This window comes from Acaryochloris marina MBIC11017 (genome assembly GCF_000018105.1).
GTDB lineage: Bacteria > Cyanobacteriota > Cyanobacteriia > Thermosynechococcales > Thermosynechococcaceae > Acaryochloris > Acaryochloris marina.
Window position 1 is genome coordinate 69,578 of the sequence record NC_009931.1, and the last position, 21,117, is coordinate 90,694.

18 protein-coding genes and 3 pseudogenes are annotated in these 21,117 nt (G+C 46.2%); 14 read left to right on the forward strand and 7 right to left on the reverse strand.

Annotated features, from left to right (window positions below; genetic code table 11):
* Positions 1-28: 28 nt before the first annotated feature.
* The 3 genes from AM1_RS35730 to AM1_RS35740 all read left to right on the forward strand — a co-directional run bounded on the left by AM1_RS35730 (position 29) and on the right by AM1_RS35740 (position 3,022).
* Positions 29-1,708, forward strand: a complete 1,680-nt coding sequence (locus tag AM1_RS35730; RefSeq protein WP_012168141.1) for a nucleoside recognition domain-containing protein — start codon at positions 29-31, stop codon at positions 1,706-1,708.
* A 266-nt stretch (positions 1,709-1,974) separates the two neighbouring features.
* The gene (locus AM1_RS35735) at positions 1,975-2,364 is read left to right on the forward strand and encodes a Fur family transcriptional regulator (protein ID WP_012168143.1); all 390 of its coding nucleotides are present in this window, start codon (positions 1,975-1,977) and stop codon (positions 2,362-2,364) included.
* A gap of 151 nt (positions 2,365-2,515) precedes the next feature.
* Positions 2,516-3,022, forward strand: a complete 507-nt coding sequence (locus AM1_RS35740; protein WP_012168145.1) for a TIGR02652 family protein — start codon at positions 2,516-2,518, stop codon at positions 3,020-3,022.
* Positions 3,023-3,513: 491 nt separating this feature from the next.
* Here the strand turns inward: AM1_RS35740 and AM1_RS41805 are convergent.
* Positions 3,514-3,639, reverse strand: a pseudogene (locus tag AM1_RS41805) (IS6 family transposase); the annotation flags it as partial.
* Positions 3,640-3,862: 223 nt separating this feature from the next.
* Here AM1_RS41805 and AM1_RS35745 point away from each other — a divergent pair.
* Positions 3,863-4,360: an HNH endonuclease gene (locus tag AM1_RS35745; RefSeq protein ID WP_012168148.1), complete on the forward strand. Its 498-nt coding sequence runs from the start codon at positions 3,863-3,865 to the stop codon at positions 4,358-4,360.
* A 216-nt stretch (positions 4,361-4,576) separates the two neighbouring features.
* On the opposite strand, the gene metG is transcribed toward AM1_RS35745, so the two are convergent.
* Positions 4,577-6,253 (reverse strand): methionine--tRNA ligase, encoded by a 1,677-nt coding sequence (metG, locus tag AM1_RS35750; RefSeq protein ID WP_012168149.1) that lies wholly within the window; start codon positions 6,251-6,253, stop codon positions 4,577-4,579.
* Between the two features lie 595 nt (positions 6,254-6,848).
* On the opposite strand from metG, the gene AM1_RS35755 reads away from it, so the two are divergent.
* The gene (locus tag AM1_RS35755; RefSeq protein ID WP_012168150.1) at positions 6,849-7,118 is read left to right on the forward strand and encodes a YlxR family protein; all 270 of its coding nucleotides are present in this window, start codon (positions 6,849-6,851) and stop codon (positions 7,116-7,118) included.
* A gap of 255 nt (positions 7,119-7,373) precedes the next feature.
* Here the strand turns inward: AM1_RS35755 and AM1_RS35760 are convergent, their stop codons facing one another.
* Positions 7,374-8,678 (reverse strand): serine/threonine-protein kinase, encoded by a 1,305-nt coding sequence (locus tag AM1_RS35760; RefSeq protein WP_012168152.1) that lies wholly within the window; start codon positions 8,676-8,678, stop codon positions 7,374-7,376.
* Positions 8,679-10,394: 1,716 nt separating this feature from the next.
* Between AM1_RS35760 and AM1_RS35765 the strand changes: the two genes are divergently transcribed.
* From AM1_RS35765 to AM1_RS35775, 3 genes and pseudogenes are all read left to right on the forward strand, one after another.
* Entirely contained in the window at positions 10,395-10,874 is a 480-nt protein-coding gene (locus AM1_RS35765; protein ID WP_012168156.1) for a hypothetical protein, read from the forward strand.
* Between the two features lie 13 nt (positions 10,875-10,887).
* The gene (locus tag AM1_RS35770; RefSeq protein WP_012168157.1) at positions 10,888-11,553 is read left to right on the forward strand and encodes a hypothetical protein; all 666 of its coding nucleotides are present in this window, start codon (positions 10,888-10,890) and stop codon (positions 11,551-11,553) included.
* 113 nt (positions 11,554-11,666) lie between these two features.
* Positions 11,667-12,008 (forward strand): annotated as a pseudogene (locus AM1_RS35775) (Rpn family recombination-promoting nuclease/putative transposase); the annotation flags it as partial.
* Between the two features lie 41 nt (positions 12,009-12,049).
* Here AM1_RS35775 and AM1_RS35780 read toward each other — a convergent pair.
* Positions 12,050-13,294 (reverse strand): ISL3-like element ISAcma10 family transposase, encoded by a 1,245-nt coding sequence (locus tag AM1_RS35780; protein WP_012166374.1) that lies wholly within the window; start codon positions 13,292-13,294, stop codon positions 12,050-12,052.
* 245 nt (positions 13,295-13,539) lie between these two features.
* On the opposite strand from AM1_RS35780, the gene AM1_RS35785 reads away from it, so the two are divergent.
* From AM1_RS35785 to AM1_RS35800, 4 genes are all read left to right on the forward strand, one after another.
* Positions 13,540-13,980 (forward strand): DUF4351 domain-containing protein, encoded by a 441-nt coding sequence (locus AM1_RS35785; RefSeq protein WP_238549397.1) that lies wholly within the window; start codon positions 13,540-13,542, stop codon positions 13,978-13,980.
* Positions 13,981-14,089: 109 nt separating this feature from the next.
* Positions 14,090-15,211: an alkene reductase gene (locus tag AM1_RS35790; protein WP_012168160.1), complete on the forward strand. Its 1,122-nt coding sequence runs from the start codon at positions 14,090-14,092 to the stop codon at positions 15,209-15,211.
* A gap of 149 nt (positions 15,212-15,360) precedes the next feature.
* The gene (locus AM1_RS35795) at positions 15,361-15,984 is read left to right on the forward strand and encodes a hypothetical protein (RefSeq protein WP_012168162.1); all 624 of its coding nucleotides are present in this window, start codon (positions 15,361-15,363) and stop codon (positions 15,982-15,984) included.
* A 339-nt stretch (positions 15,985-16,323) separates the two neighbouring features.
* A complete protein-coding gene (locus tag AM1_RS35800; RefSeq protein ID WP_012168164.1) occupies positions 16,324-17,184 on the forward strand; it encodes a M48 family metallopeptidase in 861 nt (286 codons plus the stop codon).
* A 97-nt stretch (positions 17,185-17,281) separates the two neighbouring features.
* On the opposite strand, the pseudogene AM1_RS35805 reads toward AM1_RS35800, so the two are convergent.
* The 3 genes and pseudogenes from AM1_RS35805 to AM1_RS35810 form a co-directional block, all read right to left on the reverse strand.
* A pseudogene (locus tag AM1_RS35805) lies at positions 17,282-17,680 on the reverse strand (molybdopterin-binding protein); the annotation flags it as partial.
* Positions 17,681-17,889: 209 nt separating this feature from the next.
* A complete protein-coding gene (locus tag AM1_RS44625; protein WP_083776915.1) occupies positions 17,890-18,036 on the reverse strand; it encodes an IS3 family transposase in 147 nt (48 codons plus the stop codon).
* Between the two features lie 52 nt (positions 18,037-18,088).
* Entirely contained in the window at positions 18,089-19,390 is a 1,302-nt protein-coding gene (locus tag AM1_RS35810; RefSeq protein ID WP_012168167.1) for an NF041680 family putative transposase, read from the reverse strand.
* Between the two features lie 162 nt (positions 19,391-19,552).
* Between AM1_RS35810 and AM1_RS35815 the strand changes: the two genes are divergently transcribed.
* Positions 19,553-19,750, forward strand: a complete 198-nt coding sequence (locus AM1_RS35815) for a hypothetical protein (protein WP_012168168.1) — start codon at positions 19,553-19,555, stop codon at positions 19,748-19,750.
* Positions 19,751-19,871: 121 nt separating this feature from the next.
* Entirely contained in the window at positions 19,872-21,086 is a 1,215-nt protein-coding gene (locus AM1_RS35820; RefSeq protein WP_012168170.1) for a SprT family zinc-dependent metalloprotease, read from the forward strand.
* The last annotated feature ends 31 nt before the right edge of the window (positions 21,087-21,117 follow it).

Below are 21,117 nucleotides of genomic sequence, written 5' to 3' on the forward strand. Positions count from 1 at the left end.
AAAATTTCTAAGTTGCTCAACATCCGCTATGCCCCTGCTTACTTCACCAGCTCAGCGTTCTATCGTCGTAATCGGTAAAGAGAATACGGGCAAATCTCAACTGGTTGCCTCGCTCACGGGATGTTTGCCCGACAGCATTAACTTCCGAGGCTCTACGATTGCCTGTGACACCTATATCGGAGGCGGACTGACTGTTGTGGATACCCCCGGTATTTTGTACCGTTCTGATCGGGTCACCACTCAAGCTGCACTGGCCCAATTAGAAACCCATGACACCGTGTTGTTGGTGATCAAAGCAACCCATATTGATGAAGATCTAGCGGATTTATGGCCCTTGGTGGTGGGGAAGCGGGGCATTGTTGTGATCACGTTTTGGGACAAAGCGTCTCAAGCTGGGTTTACCCAGCAGATTGTTCAATGCTGGGACCAAACCTCGAATCTGGCGTTTATCCCCGTTGATGCCAGACATCTAACCCCAGCCCAACACCACGACATTCGGGCAGCCTTGCAAGAGCCGACTATATTTTCCCCAGAATGGCAACCCATTCCCACGGGATGGCGAATTGAACCGCGACCAACGGTGTTAGAACATCCACAGTTTGGCTGGCTGGTAGCGATCAGTTTTCTATTGCTGCCGACCCTACTTGCGGTGTGGTTTGCCAATAGTTTCGCAGCAGTTGCCGATCCTCTGATGCAAGCGCTGCTCCAACCTCTAGTAGACGTTCTGGCTAATATACCTCTGTCTTTGCCCAGGGAAATGCTGATTGGGCGTTATGGCTTGCTAACCATGGGACCGTTGCTATGGGTCTGGGCTGTACCGACCGTTATTCTCTATGCCTTATGTCTGGGAACTTACAAGGCCAGTGGCTTGGTAGAGCGAATCACGGTTGCCCTCCATCCCCTGTTGCACCCCTTGGGTTTATCTGGACGGGATTTGGTGCGGGTCGTGATGGGATTTGGCTGTAATGTGCCAGCGGTGATCAGTACCCGTGCCTGTTCGAGTTGCGCTCGCCAAACATGTATGTCGGCGATTGCCTTTGGTTCTGCCTGTTCGTATCAATTCGGTGCCACCCTGGCAGTGTTTAGTGCAGCCCATCGGCCTAGTTTGGTGATTCCCTACCTGGGTTATCTCACTGTGACAACGCTGATTTACACTCGCTTGCTTGCCCCCAAGTCGGCTCGTTCGTCTCACAACCGGCTGATGATTGAACACCGCACATTTTTGGAAAGGCCCCGCTGGGCCACCATCTGGCGAGAAACCCAGGGCATGCTTCATCAGTTTTTTACCAGTGCTATTCCCATTTTTGTGGCCATTACCTTGATCGCGTCGCTTTTAGACGAGCTGAGTCTTCTGACTGCTGCTGCATCGATCATCCATCCCCTAATGCAGATCTTTCGCCTCCCTCCAGAAGCAGCGTTGCCCATGATCCTGGCCTCTATTCGCAAAGATGGTCTGCTGCTCATTGCTGAACCTGAAACCCTCTCTGCTCTCACACCACTGCAGATTCTCACAGGGGTGTACCTGGCAGGTGTTTTATTGCCTTGTTTGGTCACGGCACTGACGATTGCCCGAGAACAGTCTCTCCGATTTGCCCTGGCGTTAATGGGTCGCCAGGCAATCATGGCAACTTGCTTCTCCTTGATCTTGGCCTGGGGTGGATACTGGTGCTCGAGTGCATTAGCCAACGTGGTGTTCCCCTTGCCTTAATAGCGGTTCACCCTTGAGCGTAACCCATTGTTTCTAAACTCTAGGAAGAGGTTGGAAGATGCGATCACGCTTGGGCCACCATTGATCCTCTGCAACCGCCTGCGGTACTTAACCCGACGAGACTTGCCAGGGGTTAGGGTTGAATCTTGGTATCAGCAGCCTCTCAAGCAAAGCCGCTATTATAAAATGATAATGATAATCATTCTGATAACTCTTGAGATCTGCAATCACACTGTTCTCATTCAAGATGCAATAAGAAGGTGAGTATGCCAGAGAAACTAACTCCCAATCAGCGACGCGTGTTGGAAGTCCTCTTTTCCACTCCTCAAGAATTCTCTGCCCAAGATCTGCATAAAGAATTCAAAAAGCAGCAACAAAGAGTGGGATTGGCAACGGTTTACCGTGCCCTTAAGGTCCTTCAGAAGTGTGGAAAAGTGCACACGCGCTTGTTACAGAATGGAGAAGCGGTTTATAGTATTCCCTCTGCTCATCAACATCATCTAACCTGTGTGAGCTGTGGCAGTTCCATGCCTTTAATGAACGGTCCAGTCCACGAGTTAGAAAAGGAACTTGCCCAAACACAGAAATTTCAAGTTTTTTACCACACCCTAGAAGTCTTTGGTCTGTGTCAGAACTGCATTGAAGCAAAGGTTTAAGCCAGAAGAAAGGTGATTAGGTGAGCCTAAATCTCCTTGACTTCATAACACCGGGTATCTAACTGATTGCTTATCAAAAACGCCAGCTCTTTGAAGGTTATAATGATGCCACCTTTGCGACAACCCACGTTCTTCGGCTCTCTCTGACTTCATGACACATGTCAGCATGTACTATCCAATTTTTGGGCCTGAGACGCTCTGCCCCCATTGCCGACAAGTGATGCCAGCGTTGACCCTAACAGATACCTATCTTTGCAAACGTCATGGTGCATTTGAAGCAGATCCCAATACTGAAGAGTTAGTGCACTTACAATCTGGACGCCATTGGCGGTTATGGGACGGGCAATGGTATCGCCAACATATCCATCCAGATGGCATTCGTTTCGAAATTCATGAAGCGTTAGATCGACTCTATACCGAAGGATATCGGGCGACAAAAGTCATCATCGCCCCGCGCTATCGCACGTTGATTAACTCTTTTCTAGAGCATTCTCCCTGGCCTGATCAAACCTCATCTGGGCATCCCTATTTATACGGTCTACCCGTAGAATTTGGTCCTGATCCCGAGCAAGATCCCCGTTGGCAAGTGATTAATTTTGATCTCGATAAAGAACCAGGAATTCCCATTAATTCTCCCCATTCTCAGCTATTGTATTAGGGCTTCTGAAGCGAAGCTTTTGTGTCTCATTAGTCAGATGGTGCGCTTTTTCCGTAAACAAGCGACCTCCAAAGCGTACTGGAGGGGCTGGGGCGATCTGCATCAGAGGCTGAGTTGGAAGTCCTTGCAACTCCATGAAGCGATCTAAAATGCGATGAAACAGGCACCCAGAGCCAGTTTCTTGGTGGAGAATCTAAACTCTAGTCTGCGCAACTATTTCACGCTTCTCACACATCTTGGGACACCCAATTTAGGACATCTTCAGTTCTTTCTCAACCACCGACAATTCATGAGTAGGGCATTGTCAACTTAACGACCGATCACACAAAATGGGCACTATTTTTAACAATAGGCTCAGGATGGAGGGTTAAGCAGCAGTGCTTAGACCCGTCACATCACGCTAGCTTTCAAAACGCTGACTCAGCGTACTCAAAATTCAGGAGCAGATTGTTGATGTTGCAAGGGATGAAAATGTCCTCGTATGGGTTCAAATGTAGAGAAAAACGTTGAGCGTGGCCGGGAGATTTGAAGCGTCCCATCCGCGTTTCTCTCATCCTTGTCGGTCGATGTGGGTTCTCCGCTCGATTATTCAGTTCTTTATGCTGTCTGTGATCTACCCCCTTCAGGCTCTTTTTCGTGGCCACAGCATCATGCAAACGATTGTGGACGGTTCCCGCACTGATGCACGAATAAAATAGGTGGCGTAACAACTCAACGACACCTCAATAAGATGAATGGCAGGGGTTAGGGTTGAATCTTGTCTCAACGGTCTCTCAAGCAGAGTCGCTATCATAAAATGATAATGATAATCATTCCGATAACTCTTGAGGATAAGGATCTATGGGCAATGTTCTCGTTCTGAATGCCTCCTATGAGCCGCTCAATATCACCAGTTGGCGTCGAGCGGTTGTTTTGGTCCTTAAAGAAAAAGCTGAGCAAGTGGAACACAACGGTAAGTTTGTGTATCGAGACTTTCCCCTCCCCACGGTTATTCGATTGCTCCAATATGTCCGTGTTCCGTATAAAGAAATTACCTTAAACCGTCGGAACTTACTGCATCGAGATAATCATACCTGCCAATACTGTGGATATACTGGCAGTGATTTGACCCTTGATCACGTAATGCCGAGATCCCGTGGCGGCGGTGATACTTGGGAAAATATGGTGACGGCCTGTGTGCGCTGCAATGTCAAAAAAGGCAACCGCACTCCTAAAGAGGCACGGATGATACTGAATAAAACCCCGCGTCGCCCCCATAGTAGCTTGTACTTTGAGGTTACTAAACATTTTCGGAATGGGGTTCACCAAGAATGGCGCAAATATGTCATTGGCATGTAATGTGCATCTTCGTTTTTGGCTGAAAAATATATGTGAGGTGAGTATTCCTCCCTATCCATTTGGGGGTATCTTCACATCAAGGTGATAATCTTTTCGAATAGGATCGGAGAAAATAAGAGATATATCTGCTCTGTTAGCTAACCTGCTGAATATGGGTTAGCAATCTCTTGTACTGAATGTGTACTAAATTGCCTTATATCGCAGTTTCAGATAAAGTCATTCGCCTCCATACTGGGCCTTGAGTTCAGCGACGAGATCGTCATCTATCTTTTGAAAGAGGGGAGCCGGGACCATAAAGGAGCGACCTGCGGCTAAAAGTGTTAAATCCGATGCTTCAGTCATGGTGTGACGGCGTTCTACATCAGTCAGCTGGAGGGCATCAAACAGAGCTTGGGTTGTGTGTGGAATGAATGGAGCGCTTGAGATCGCATACAGCCGAATTAGGTTAACGCAGGTACGAATCACCATCGCAGTCTCGTCCTGATCCGTCTTAAACAATACCCACGGAGCCCGCACATCAATGTACTGATTTCCTGTTCTCCAAAGGGCATTTAAAGTCTCCGTTGCTCGACGGAACTCTAGGTTATGCAGATATTTGCGTAGTTTTTCCACCAGCTCGTTACAGGTCACCTGCAGCTCGGCTTCAGCATCACCAGGGGTGCCCCCCTCCGGCAAAGTCATCCCAAATCGAGATGCTGTAAATTTGAGGATGCGATTTACAAAATTACCCAGATTATCAGCCAGCTCCTTATTCACCTGCTTCTGGAACTGTTCCCAAGTAAAAGCAGAGTCAGCCGATTCAGGAGCATTGGCGATCAGCATATAGCGCCAATTGTCTGCTGAGGCGATTTCAAGGGCTTGGTCTAAAAAGACCCCTCTCTGGGAACTGGTCGAGAACTTGCCGCCGTAGTAGTTAAGCCAATTAAACCCCTTAATATAGTCCACCATCTTCCACGGCTCACGGCTGCCTAAAATCGTGGCGGGCCACATGATCGTATGAAAGGGCAAATTATCCTTTGCCATGAACTGGGTGTAGTGAACATCATCGCTCTCCTTCCACCAGCATTCCCAGTCATTGTTAGTGATATCGCCCCAAGCCTTTGTGGCTGAAATGTAGCCGATAGGAGCATCAAACCATACGTAGAAGACCTTCCTCTCAAATCCTTCAGTGGGCACTGGCACACCCCAGACTAAATCACGGGTGATGCATCGGCTTTTTAATCCTTCATTAAGCCACTTGAGAGCAATCGATTTAGTCAGGGTCGACCATTGAGTTTGTTTATCGACCCAATTGCGGACTTCATCACTGAGCTTATCTAGCCTTAAGAACAAATGCCTTGAAGTACGCAATTCTAGGTGCGTGCTGCCGGAAATTGTAGAACGAGGTTTAATCAGCTCGGTTGGAGTGAGAACTTTAGTGCAGTTCTCGCACTGATCGCCTCGGGCCTGTTCATAGCCGCAGTGCGGACAGGTACCAGTGACATAGCGATCAGGCAGAAACCGTTGATCGTCTAATGCATAGAACTGGCTGATTTCACGTTCTTCGATAAAGTTTTGCTTTGCTAGTTGTTGATAAAAGTACTGGGTGAGTTCATGATTTTCAGGAGCCGACGTCCGACCAAAATAATCGAAAGAGAGACCAAAGCGCTTGTAGATTTCCTTCTGCTTGTGGTACTGCTTTGCACAAAATTCTGCTACTTCTAGCCCTGCATCAATGGCCGCAATTTCAGCAGGAGTCCCATGCTCATCAGTGGCGCAGATGTAGAGAACCTCTTCCCCCTCTTGTCGTAAAAAACGTGCGTATATATCAGCGGGAAGCATTGAGCCCACAAGATTTCCTAAATGCTTAATACCATTGATATAAGGAAGAGCACTGGTAATGAGATATCGCATGTATGAGTGACTCGTACGGAAAACATCTAGATTATCGAGGGCTGTGAGGTTCGAGAATACCTCAGTATGTTATTGTTGACACTCCCCGGACTAAAGTCACGGGGCTACCAAGCTACCGTATTCTTTCCCGTGTATTGAAGCTACCTGTTTGCAGGGGTAATTGAAGGGTAGACACTGTTGGCTAAAGTATTACAAGTACAACTACAAGAGTATTACAGAATCATAACTGCAACGGAACTTGGTCAGTTGAGCTGTGCGTAGTATTTAAATTCTATACTTGCAGCTCATTCGCCAACAGGAACCGTTGCTATTGGAAAGCTAAACGGTGCCGCTGTATTAATACCTCCTGCTCCCATGGCGATTCAAGCACTTCGGCGTGCGTGGACAAATCCGGCTTGTCGAGCAAATAAGTCTCGGAATGTACTCATGCCTTGCTAAATCGTGTTGGTGATACCGACAAAGGGAAGCATTGTTGAGAGGGCAACAGAACTGAAACAAACACCAATGGTGACACAATTTTATGGTCTCAATGGGAAACTTTGCTAAGTCGTAACGTAAGCTAGCTATAGCTACTGTTCATGACTTGCTCCGGTCCATGCAGCCTAACTATCGTCTGTGTATTAGCTGTCGCCAAGTTGCCCCCAAATCTGAGCTTTGGCGAATTGTTCGGGTCTATCCAGATCATCAAATCCAGCTTGATCAGGGCATGGGACGCTCTGCCTACCTCTGTCCCCAGGCAAACTGTCTCAAGGCTGCCCAAAAGAAAAATCGGTTAGCGAAGGCTCTAAGGGCCAAGGTGCCCGATAGCCTTTATGAATCCTTGTGGGAACGATTAGAGCTCCCCTCAAGGATCTTCATAGACTGATTGGCAAAGGCAGATAATTAGTGGGCTCCCCATTGACTATGGCAATTTCTCCCACCAGCATTCGTGGCATGGTTTTAAAAAAGGGATTTTGGGTAACACTTCCAAGCCAAAATAAGTCATTAATTATCGATGACTGGAGGTCTACTAGCTCCCAATCTGGTCAGACTGCTCTTTGGAATCGCTTGTAAAAACTGCAGAATATTTATGCTTCTAAATCCAATAACCCTCAAGAAACGCTGTTATTGGAAAGCTCCTCTAAGAGAAAAGCCTTCGACGAAACTCTTCAGTTTGGGCTGGATTGGGAATTTTGATAACAAGTAATTCAACGAGTTCTTCCTCAGACACATCTGGATTCTGAGCTAAAACATGCTGATAGACAATCGATGAAATCGGGCCAATATATTCTGCTAAGACTTGCTGACATTTTTTTCCAAACTCAGGCCTAATCTTTGATATTGGTTTGGCTACATTTGGTTCAGCTATGGACTTAGATTCCTCTGTGGGTTCATAAGTTTGAGGTGGTTGTCGGAGAATGGGCTGATTCAATGAGGAGGTTGGCGGATTAATTCTCTCAATAGAAGAGTATTGGTTAGTAGGTGGGCTCTCTGCACTCGAAGTCTCTTTCACAGTTGATGATTGAGCCTCTGAAACTTTTTTTAAGTGGGTATTTAGATTAAATCGGCCACTACTTTCTAGTATGGAAATTTGCTTTAAAACCACTTCGGCATTGGCTGGGCGGTGACTGGCTAGTGGTTTGATTAACCACTCCAAGATAGTGGCAAATTGAGTCGAAACCTTCTGGGTTGATTTATTCCAATTGCATTCACCCACTCCTTCATCAAAGAACTCACTGAGTTCTTTTCCTATGATCAAGTAGATAAAACTACGACCCAAAGCAAAAAAGTCGGACTGGGGGACTGCCTGATCCTGAATTTGTTCGCGGGGTGTGTAAAAGGACGAAAAAACTCTCGTTCCTATAGGTTGATTGAGGGTAGTGCCGACAATACAGGCACTACCAAAGCCAACCAAGCAGATATGACCATTGGCTTTCAACATAATGTTGGACGGTTTAATATCTCTGTGCAAGACTTGACGACCATGAATGACATGAAGAATCTTGAGGACTTGCTTGAGCCACTGTATCGCCAACCTTTCATCTATGGGAAAGCCCCTCTGATTTAAATATTCTTGGAGATCTAAGCCAACGATTTTTTCCATGACGAAACAATGTAGAGGTTCTTTACTATTGCCTGGATAGAACATGAAATAAGAATTGGGTTCAATTCTAGGAATACCGGGGTGGTCTAACTGACTTAGAAGATTTACTTCCCGTTGGAATAATTCCACGTGCTTTGGGTGATTATCGGTGAGAATCTTAAGAATTTTAGGGCTACTACCTAAGTCACTGACTTCATAGGTTCTCCCAAGACCGCCTTGACCCCGCATCCCTAGGACACGATAGCGACCCTCTAGTAGGAGTTCTGAACCACAGCTTTTACAAAATAGATGGTCGTCAGAATTTTGAGGATCGGCACAGCCGGGATTAATACATAGACTCATAATGAAGAAATATGCCTAACAGGTCTGTGGAAACTAGCAACTCATTTCGGATTTACATCATGGGTCAAATCATCTGAAATCCTTTTACTGAATAGCTTTCCTTCGATACAGACTAAAATGGATCCAGCCATTAGTTTGACGTTCGATTGGGATTGAAGATGCCTAAAACTCAATCCTGTAAATGGATTTCAACATTCTTAACCCTTGAGCAGTTTGAAATATTTATCTCGCACTACTTGCATATCGGTAGTAGAGGGCTTTAGTCAAAGCTTTCTCTACATGCCGCCTTCAACTATATTTTAATGTTCCTGCATACTGCACCCCATGTCGTAATAAGCACAATTTTTACCACAGGATCACTAAAAGGTTCTCAGTTAAAGGGTTGCAGAGATTCAAAATCTATTTTCTCGATCACAAGTATTATCATTCTTACTTAAATATATTAATAACAGCTAAAAACCTTAATTAGTAAAGGTTCCATCTATATTGATAGTCAATCCTAAATTCATCTATTTGTTTGGGAATATGGTATTAACACGCAAATAATTGATTGTTCAATCTAGTGAGGGTAGATTCCCCTCTGCTTGCAGCGAAGAAATGGAATTGCAATCCAAATCTACGGTTTGGGAGCAAATCGTATTCCATACCCCGTCTGCTTGCAGCGGGGCAGTTGATTTGGCAGCAAACCATACTTAGAATAGCTTTCAGAATTTATCCATAGAAAATTTGACTATCTAGGATAAAGATGTTGAATTTTGAGTCTTCAAAAGTCCCTTGCTATATGTATTACGGCATGGGGTGCTATAGACGAAACATCCATTGCTGCCAAAATTAAGATCGTATCCCATGTGAATTCCCTTCATTCGAGCGAAACTCACCTTCCTTGTCTTAAACAATAGTCTGAACAGTCTTGTGCTGCTGCCATTAAGACTTTACTGGGATGTACAGCACACTTGAGATAAGCGTTATGGTGATAAAACTTACAGCTACGGCAATGGCTATTGTTAGCTTCTCTCAAAGAACCCCATGCACGACTGATTGTCTTCAAAAAGTTAGCATTCCAGTGAATCAGGATCATAAGTGAGATCACCATCCATACCCCCAAAATAATAGAGATATTATCGTTGATGGCAGAAACTTCATTTACATGAGATGTATCCAATCTATCCCTTGGAACAACAACTACAGGCCTGTATGATCGATTGTTGAATATTCGGCCCAAAGTCATGTAGTATCTCATTTTCAGTATCCAGAGTTTGATTAAAAAAATTGCTATGGCATAGTTCTGACATGCTCAAAAAGCTGAAAGAAACCTACGTTCAGTTCGTTGTTATATATCAACTTCAGAATCTATTAACGGGCTTATTGACCGCTTTTTAATCAATATTTTCTACCCCAAACCTAGAGATAAAATTTGAGCATTATGTGAGAAAAATTCCATTTATCTTGGCGTAGGTGTACTCCACACCCATCAGCAGAATGACCACTTCCTTGAAAATAGAACATTCACTAAGAATCTAACCATGATCACAGATGACTGGTCACATTTGTAATTTTTAGTGTACGTCAATGGCAATTTCCGTACACATATCCCAATTAATCATTATTTGGACTTTGACTAAACTTTGACTAATAAGCATGGTAAGCTATGGGGGGATTTGCAGAAAGAGAGCAAATCCTTGGCTGAAACCCATCCCCTAACTACGGTTTAAAACGATGGCCCGTGCGATCGCAGAAAAATGCAGGCGGTGTTCCAAGCTACCCGTGGAAGAAGCCAAGTCAAAAGAGTGCTGGGTGGGCCAGCGTTGCCATGTCCGTCGTTCCTCGTATAAACACCGCGATCGCTATAACCGAAACAAAAAGCGTAAATATCAGCTTCAGACGGGGAAGCTGATACCTGAAGTTAAGGTGGAAGTCCCCGTCAAACCTGCGGCCATTCGACGGATGTATCGAGCGAGAAGGGATGCCCCCCTACATGCCATGTCAGCGGAGCTGTGGATAGGCCAAAAGCGGGTTGCGATCGTCGAGCCTGTCCATACCCTGGGGTGGACTAACTCTGATGTGACGAAGTACTCAAGGAATATACTCAACCGTTTCTCTGAGCATCTAGACGGTAAAGTACTGCATCAGTTTGATTCACAAGTCGAAGTGGATCCAAGTCAATGCCCGATTCGTCCCTGCCCTTTGTTCCCGTAGGAGGCTGTTCACGATGGCATTACAACTGGAACTCGATCTTTGGCAGCAGTTGAATCAAGCGGAAGCGGTTCCAGTGGAGAGTGACCTCCAGCAGTTGCAGGAGCGATTGGACTTAGTGATAGCCCAGTTGCCATTAGAGGAGAAGTTATCTACGGCGGGGACTGCCCTTTTGCAGATGGCGGAAATCTTGAGTCGGCGAGCGGAGGTCTTCCTCAGGGACTGGCGAGATACCTACAACGATGACGGTCCCATCCTTGATTTGGATGACGAAATGGGGATGGTTCGGCAATCCATGGTGTTAGACGATGATCTACTTGCTGAACCCGAGCCGGTGACTCGGCGAACATTACCCAAAGAGGAGAGTGAGTCGATCGTTGTGCTCAAGGACAAGGCATCGTTGCTGGAAGAGCTGGAGACTGAGTTAAGGGTTGAGCAACCTGATGAAGTCTTGCAAGTCTTGGAAGAAGAGGATGTTTTGGCATGGGTACATGCCATCTCAACGTACTTACAAGGGACATCTGGGATGGTGCCTTTGGTCGAGCTAAAGCAGGAGCTACAGCTGTCACTTGTTCCTATCTGGCTAGGAATGCTACTCGGTGGATTTAAGTTTGAGCAGCGGGGTGGGTTTTACGATCAGAATGTCTGGATTGAAACGGGTGCCTTGAACAGCCAGCCTTGAAGACTATCACCCTTTTTTCGAAGACCTATGCAAGAAGCCGTACCTGGATAACTCGGATGAGATGCCAGTGATACACTCAATCAGCGAATCGAATACGAATCACGGAGCAGCGGGTGACACAACAGGAGTCCATTGACCATGATGGTCTGTTCAAAGAACTGATCGAGACGTTCTTTTGGGAATTCTTAGATTTGTTTTTACCTCAAGTCTTAGACTATGTGGAGCGCGGACCCGTCACGTTTTTGTATCAGGAAGTCTTCAGCAGTATTGGCGCGGAGGAGAAGCGTATCATTGACTTGCTGGCTCAAGTCCAGTTTCGAGGACAGGACAGCTACTTTCTATTTCACATAGAACCCCAATCGTCAGTTCAAGCGGACTTTGAGAAACGCATGTTCTACTACTTCGCACGATTGCATGAGAAATATGATTTGCCCATTTACCCAGTGGTAATTTTTGGCTCTCCGGGAATTAGCGTGGTAGCCGCTAGATATAGTGTTTAGGTCACAGCGAATGTCTGATACCCATTGAGGTCAAGAGAAATCCTTTGGAAGAGTCTTTCAATATCGAAAATACCGTAGCATCGTCTTTTTAAGACTTTGACTCGGTTATTAAATCCTTCCACAAAACCACTGGTCCACCCCTCCAGGAAATAGTTGGTCATCTCGTCCATCCAATTATTGATAGTGGTCAGAAAACTATCGAATTCCTTGATGCCACTCTTGAGTACTTGTTTACACCAAGCTCGGATGGCACATTTAGCTCCATGCTTGGTGTACCTGCCCTCAAATATCTGCGTGAGTTTCTCTCGGAGATTGTACGCCTGTTTCAGTTGTGGAGAATAAGCAAACAATCGCTCAAGGAGTTGTTGCTCTGACTCTTTCAGATTCTCTGGTCGTTTTCTAAAAGGCCACATCGCGCCTTTGATGCTGTCATACTCTTGCTTAGAAAGCTCTCGTCGTAGACGTTTGACCTCACGTTTACGAACCGTATCAGCACAATTACGATAGGCTTTGGTCACATGAAAGCGGTCAATGACAATTTTGGCTTGCGGCAATTGTTCTCGGACTGCACTGACAAATCCTTGGTACATGTCCGTACAGACGCGCTCAATGGTTTGGCGTAAATCAATGGGAATCGATTGAAGGAAATTTGCCACTGTCTGCTGTTTACGGTCGGCTAGAACTGCCAATATATCCACCCCATCCGTCGTAGGAATCGTGATCAAAACCACAAAATCACGATGGCCTCGTTTGAGAGAAATCTCATCCATCCCCATAACTTTGAGGTCTGCATATTCGCTCCAGTCAACTTGAGCGGCAATCCAACGATCAATGATTCCACTGACGATATCCTCACTAACGCCTAGTTTTCTGGCAACATCTGAGACCGTTGAATTGATCAAGATTCGCAGAAGCCAACGCTCATATGCTTTTGTATTGGGACTGCGAGGTTCGTGCCATTCTAAATGTTGAGTTGTTGTGGGATGGTCATCGCAATACTTGCATCGATAACGCTTGGGCCGAATTTCTAAGTAAACGGGGACTTCAAATAATGGCAGGTGACGAATCCGAAAAGGCTGATCATGACAATGGAGGTCAGTAATCTCACGTCCGCATTGGTGACAGGTTGTTCCTTGAAGCGTACTCTCAATCTTGATGAGCCAATCCCCTCTCTCAGTCTTCGATAGCTCTAGAACTCGAATATCAGGAAGGTTGAGCGGGATGCGAATTGAGTTATCCATTACGCCATTGCTCTGAAGTACTACCTCAGATCATTCCATAGGGATGAAAAAGGAAACACACTAAATGTAGGACTGCTACACGCTAATTCCCAGAGAGCCTAATTTTTTCTTATGACAGCCCCCAAAAGGAAGCAGACAATAGCTACAAAGTTGAGTTTCCCGATTTCCAGGTTCTGCAGTTCAATTTTCGAGACATTCAACTGAATCGTTTGAACTGGAGAGATTTTCTGAAACGGGATAACCCTGTGGCGTCGGCATTAATGGCCAAGATGCAGATTGCTAAAGAGGATCGGCCACGAGTCAAAGTGGAGTGTTTGAGGATGCTGGCTACCTTGCAGCTTGATCCAGCTAGAACAGAGTTCATTTCTCAATTTATCGACACGTATCTCCGACTAGAAGCAAACGAGGAGCAACGCTTTCAAACAGAAATTGATACATTAGAATTAGGAGAACGAGAAGCCATCATGCAAACTTTGACTAGCTGGGAAGAAAGGGGTTGGCAAAAAGGAGAGGTGAGTATTGTTCTACGTCAACTTAATCGGAAGTTTAATCAGCTTTCTCCCGAAATGGAAACTCAAATTCAATCCTTAGAGGTTGATCAACTTGAATCACTGAGCGAAGCACTTTTGGAATTCGAGAGCTTAGATGATTTGAACGCTTGGTTGCAAAATTTGGAGAATTCCTAAATTAGCTCTAGGTAACTGGTTATGTTAGGTGTGTGTTGCTAGTAACTAAGACTTCACACGCTTCAAGATACAATTTTCTGGTTATTACCTTATTCAATTGAATAGAGATATGACAGCAACAGGAACATCCCCGACATTACTCAGCAGTTTCAATCTTCATAATTTGCCACTCGCCAATCGTATAGTCATGGCTCCCATGACAAGATCGCGAGCTGGGGAAGAAATGTTGGCGAATGCAATGATGGCTGAATATTACGCTCAACGGGCATCAACAGGCTTGATTGTCACAGAAGGAACCTTTATCTCAGACCAAGCCATCGGTTGGCAGCATGTCCCTGGAATTTACACCCAAGAGCAAACCCAAGCTTGGCAAGTAGTAACTAAAGCTGTTCATGAAAAAGGGGGTAAGATTTTTCTGCAACTTTGGCATTGTGGGCGAGCTTCTCACAGCAGCTTTCATCAGGATTATCAGCTTCCTGTAGCCCCCTCAGCTATCAAACTTGAGGGGGATTCAATTCATACTCCACAAGGCAAGCAGCCCTATGAAACCCCACGTGCTCTAAGTACCGATGAGATTCCACTGGTTGTTGAAGATTATCGACAAGCTGCTAGCAATGCCAAAACGGCTGGCTTTGACGGTGTGGAAATTCACAGTGCCAACGGTTATCTGCTCGATAGCTTCTTGCAAAGTAAAACCAATCAACGTCAAGATCGTTACGGTGGAACTTTGGAAAATCGCTATCGATTTCTAAAGGAAGTTGTAGAGGCAATTTCCCAAGTCTGGTCAACTCAGCGCATCGGTGTGCGGCTTTCGCCGAATGGCGTCTATAACGACATGGGGTCTCCAGACTATCGTGAAACATTCTTGTATGTAGCTCAGCAGTTAAATGTCTTTGATTTAGCTTATCTCCACATACTAGACGGTCTGGCTTTTGGATTCCATGAGTTAGGTGAACCCATACATTTATCTGAATTTCGGACTGTCTATAACGGAACCATCATTGGCAACTGTGGTTACACTCAAAAGGATGCAGACGATAGAATTTCGAACGGTCACGCTGACTTAATTGCTTTTGGCCGTCCATTCATCAGCAATCCAGATCTAGTGGAACGATTTACGAATGGCTGGCCCTTAAATCCACCTGCCGAGCAAAGTATTTGGTATTCTTTCGAGAGAGAAGGATACACTGACTTTCCGACTTATTTAGAATCCCAAGTCAAAACCACCTAATTCAGGGTTTGCTACTATTTCTCTTCTGTACCATCATTTGTGGGCCAACCCAGCGACGAGGTAACAATATGAAACTATCAGGAGAGGTTTGCTAAGCATTCACATCAAGTGCCTTCCTCTATCCAACTTGAGCTAGATTTTCCAGTACATTGGCTTCTACTTTGGATGAACCCGAGCAGGTGGATGTCCTTCAACTCTGGGATGGGATGCTGCCAGAGTTGCAAGCCCTCTCTCAGCATGAACGGCTCCAAGTCGCTGGCGAGATGGCCCTTGGGATTACTGAAGTCTTTTGTCAGCAGGCAGGGCTGCTGATCCAGGATTGGGAGGATCGGCATAACACCCAAGGGCCAGTGCTGGATGATGACTTCTTGGCCGGGATGGTTCAAGAGACCATGTTCCTTGATGTCTCGGATCTGTGTCGGCAGCCCAAGTCACGGAAGCGACGCCAGGGGTTTTCGGGAAAGCCTGTGGAGTCCGTCGTAGGTGAGGTTAGTAAGGATGCTGTGTTGGAGTTTGTGGAGGAACTGGAAAGCGGGGAGGCGATTGCTCTGAAGGTCAGCCACGAGGAAGACGTGTCGGCTTGGGTGGGTGCGATCTTAGAGTATTTGGAAGGGACTGAGGGGGAGGTTTCGTTTGGGGAGCTGGTGAATGGGCTAAGGATGCCTGTTGTGGCGGTTTGGCTTGGGGTTCTACTTGGGGAGTTTCGGGTGGAGCAGAGAGGAGGATTTTTTGAGGGTGAAATACTGATAGAAGCATCTCACCCGTACCAATAATTCCGATTGAAGTCAATCGGTAAAGCTGTAGAAGGGGTTTGTGGGGCAATGGAACAATAAACAACGTTGTTTATTGTTCCATTGCCCCACAAACCCCAACAAGCCTTAAATCTAGGCCATTGCAAAATTGTTTCCATGCCTTTCTTAGCAAGGCTTTAGGAGGTTGGCGACATCATAAAAGATTTCAAATGGGTTCTGTAAGATTGGCCTAAGGACAGGAAACTCCTGGGGTCAATCAGCGTCATATTTAGCACATAGGAATTGCGTAACTCTATGCTCACTATGCTCAAGCGGGCAGAGCGATACGCCTATAATGCTGTTTCATCGTCTGGTGACTTTATGAAAGATGCAGTTTCCCAGCTGCCCATTTCTAAGCGTGTTGTTGTTGCTACTACTTTAGCAACAAGTCTTGCGATCTCAACTCCAAATCCAGCCCAAGCAATTCCTTTAAGAGATTTGATCTTCCGTGGAGTTCAAGTGATTCAGCTGTCCAATCTTTCACATCAACAGGAACGGGAGCTAGGCGAGCAGATCCACCGCAACCTGCAAAACCAAGGCATGCGCTTACATCAGGGACGAACCCTCAATCGCTACGTTAATCGCATTGGTCAGCGTTTGGTGCAAGCGGGTGCCAAACGACGGAAAGTAGTTTACCGATTTCAGGTGGTGGATGATAAACGAGTGAATGCCTATGCCACCATGGGAGGGCGAGTCTATGTCACCACGGGTCTGATTAATGCCGCAGACAATGAAGCCCAGCTAGCTAGTGTGATTGGCCATGAAATTGGCCATATTGATCGGAAACATTTGGTCAAGCAAATTCGTAAGACGATGGTTGCCCAAGGATTAACCACAGCCATCACTGGCTCAAACCGAAGCCAAGTCGCCAATATTGGGGTCAACTTATTGGTCAGTCGCCCCCAAAGCCGGAGTGATGAATATGAAGCAGATCGCGAAGGATTAAGGCTTCTGAGGGCAGCAGACTATGCGACCTCAGCCATGCCTGCGTTCATGCAAAAACTAGTGTCTAACCGATCCACTCCCACTTTCTTAAGTACGCACCCCGCGACCCCTGATCGCATTGAGCGTCTGGAACAATACATTCAGTCCGGTCCTAAAAATGTGTGTGATCGCAACCCCGATCTCAGAAGTTGCGGTCTCAGTGAAAGTCGCTATCGGCAAATCGTTGGCAGTCGTTAAGGACCAGCGTGCGTATTGAAGTTAGCTCAGTAGACGAGCAAAAACCTAGCGTACCAAGCGAACCTGTTAGGTTGATGTAAAAACTACCAACGGCGTATTCCCGCAATCGAGGCATAAGCTCTGCCAGATTGCAGGGAGAATGGCGGACATCTAATTGGTCTTGGATCAGGTCATCCCAACCCGTGCGGCAAGCACCGGATGAACCAAGTAGGCAAAACAGGTAGGTGCCATTGGCCACGCCCGATAATGCCCGAGACTGAATCGTGGAGGTCTTAATGTCTTCGTAGGAGATCATGCGGAAGAGTTCCCCGAATCCCTGAATTTCCTTATCCAGCACGGGTTGGATGGCTTCTGGCGTGCCGTCACGCCCCGTCACGCCTGTCCCTCCGGTGGTGATGATGGGCTGTACAGATTCATCGGCAATCCAGCGAGAAACCACAGCTCGGATTTTGTAGATGTCATCGAGGACAATAACTTTTTCAGCTAGAGGATGTCCATGACTAGACCGCAGCCCCTTCAGATGAAAGATCATCAGACCAGTCTCCAGAGCTTCTGGGAGATCATAGTTGCAACAAGGCATGAAGAGGTAATAACGATCATGGCCTTTACTCGAAAAAGTGGACAGTTCATTTAAGCTGCAAGTGTTTGATTTCGTATCCTCCAGTAATCCTCTTCAAACTGTGAAGGGGCGCAATATCCAATGGTTCAATGAAGTCGTTGTCGGTTGTAGAACACCTCTATCCATTCTGCAATGGTCGTCTTAGCTATCGCTCGATTAGCGAAGGTTTTGGGATAAATTAACTCAGTTCTTGAGTTTGGACTAAGTTTAAATCTCCAGACAGAGTAAAATATCCCATGGCCCTTGAAAGCCTGAGCATAAGTTTTTCTGGTATTAACTCAGCAGTTAAGCAGCGGTTTTTGAGACAATCTTTGCTTTCCTGCGTTTGGAGACTCGTTTTTTGACCGTTGGATATCGAGTTCTTGGTGGTTGAGATTGGCCTTGCTTGCGTCCGGGTGATTTACCGCGAGTTTTTGGTGCTTGAGCAGGTGTTCCAATCGCCGCAATAATACTTGGGAATGCTTGAGCGACGCGTCCTGGTGATAGAACTTGTTGAGGAGACTGCCAGGGTAAAGGCGTATCCATACAGTCTGACCGAGCAAACCACAATTGCCAAGATATCATCCCAATCAAAGTACTCCATCGCTCTGTCGCTTCATTGGACGTGAGTTGAGGGGTCGTCCAATAGAGCCGTTGTTTGGCAAATCGATACCAATGCTCAATGCTAAAGCGCTGCAGATATCTTCGCCATAATCGCTCCAGACTTGGCATGCATTCTCCAGTCCAGGCCAGCCAAAGCGGCTTAAACTTTCGTCGTTTACCTTTCGGTTGGATGATCTCAACGCGCAAAATTTCCATTTCTCGTTTGGCCGAATTACGGAAATGGAATTGGCTCCAGCGAGTTACTCTGACCTGTCCAAGTTGGGTGTCTTCTATCTCCAATATTTCGCTGGCTTCTGGATATGTATTAGGGGCATTCAATTTGAACTTATGTCCATGCTTACGAGGAGCCCCTCGTCCTGAATAGGCGAGGGGAATACCATAGACACAGCGATTGGATGCTAAGCGCAATAACAGGTCGACTTCAATCCCTGCAGTGTGATTGAGAAAGATGCCATTACCGTAGTGACGGTCAAACGCGGCTAGAGGACGCACCGGCAAATGACGACAGACTTGCTTTAATTGAAACGTGGCTTTGGTCAAAGCGGTCTCAAAGCTCGTGATTCGTTCATGGCGTAGGGGCAGTGCCCAATGCTGACTTTCGTCTGGGACCCAAGAAAGGGTGCTATAACTTTGGCCTACCCCGACAGTATGTCCCCCTTGATGATGAAAACCTCTGTTTTTGAGGGTCTTGGCCTCGGGACGCAGCCAAGGACTACTATCTCCCACGAAGAGCGGCTGGTCTTGAGTGGAAACTTGTCGAACTAAATATCGGTGAAGTTTGGCACGATGGATACGACCATCATGCAGGGCTGAATAGGTACTCGACCATTGACGACGGAAGATAGGATGTTGAGACAAACACACAAATGAACGCAGGCTCGGACTCATCAATACCGCATCCATTAGCTCAAATAACGCGTCTTTACTGGCGCCAAAGCAGCTATACAGAGTTTGGCGGAATTGACGCAGATGGTCGAAAATCATAAGGGCAATGAGTGTGATGATTCATTGACCTTAAAGCAGTCGGTGTACTTCATTGACTGCTTTTCTCGTTTGCTTTAGTCCAAACTCAAGTCATTAATCCTCACCTCAGTATCCTCCAGAAGTACGTCATCATAGAGTGAGTGATGTCTTGGAGGATCAGTGATGTTCCCATTTTGCTGCCAACCGAATACTGGCCATCAAACGAAATCGAGAGAGAACTATCGACAGCACCAGCTTGAATTCTTGAAGATGATTCAGGATCATTTGGAAGCGGGTTTAGCGGCTGTTAGCGCAGCTATTAATACCATTGATGCTCAAGTTCAAAACTCTGACTCACAACAAGAAGGGGATGCCGCCTGATGATCTTACAGACGAAGGGGATGCCCATCTAAAGACTTTGGATCTTTGCCAATCTGAACTCGTCCTAAATCCCGCATAAGTTTGATATTCTGCAGTTGGTTAATCCAACGGCAGGCGTTTCATGAGAATTAAGGGACTGTTGAAAGCCTCACATCAAGTCAGAGATCAGCTTAAAATTGGCATCCCGATCAACGAAGTTCCTCAGTTCAAACAATATGTGAAAGATTCAATCAAAGTTACAGAGCAAATCTGTGCCAAAGCCAAGACTTCGCCCAATCAGTTACCACTCCCCTCCCGAAAAGCCTACAAATTCTTGAAGAGCGTTGATCTGAAGAATTTGCCCATCATTCAGCAGTGCAGCACACTCCAGAGCCAAAAACGGATCTCCATTCGTCAGATCCGTCCCCAACATCAACGCCTGCAGCGTCAAATCGCTGAGGTTGCCAACGGCTCTGGTTTAAATTCAAAGCAAGGACAAGATCTGGTCCAACAACTTCAACACACGGCACAGGACATTGAGGTTCTATGCAATCGCCAAGTGGCAACGCCTGCGAATTTAACGGGGCAATCCCGGCAAATCTATTGCTGGATCAAGTTCCTCTTGAGTGATGACAATCTTCAATCCCACCTTAATGCCGTACAGACCTTTTATCAGCTTTTACAACTTGGTCTTGAACAAAAGAAGCCTTCCGACAATACTAACTGGCAACAGCTCAAAGATCCTAAAAACCTATCCATCGAGTTTGCCCATATATCAGCGTTGTACCGCTGCAAACTTGGAACTGAACAGGGGAGCATCAAGGTCAATGAGGGATTTATTCTTGCCGATGAATTAATACTGGAAGCATTGGTTAACTCCATTTTGAACGGCAAGACGCCAAAAACGACCAGTGTGTTTTATGAGTACTCCTTATCAGAAGAGTTTGCGGAACTCCTAATGGAAATGGAACTCTTGGTGGAGGATCTGAACGAAACTGCTCAGGGAAGTACTTATAACCTTGAGGAGGTGTATCAAAAAGTGAATCAAGCTTATTTCGATGGAACTTTGGATAAACCCAAACTCTGCTGGAGCCGCACCTACAGCAAACGCAAGTTCGGACATTATGAACCCAGTAGGGATCAGGTGGTGATCAGCCTAAACTTAGATACGAAGAAGGTCCCCAGATATGTGGTTGAGTTTGTGATGTACCATGAACTACTCCATAAGGTTCATGGGCACCGAACTCAAAACGGACGCCAAATGGCTCATACTCCTGAGTTTCGGAGGGATGAGCGTTTGTTTCAGAAATATTTACAAGCAGAGGAGCATCTTCAACGGCTTGCCAGAGCGTCCTAGCGAAGGATGCATGTTCATTGATAAATTTATT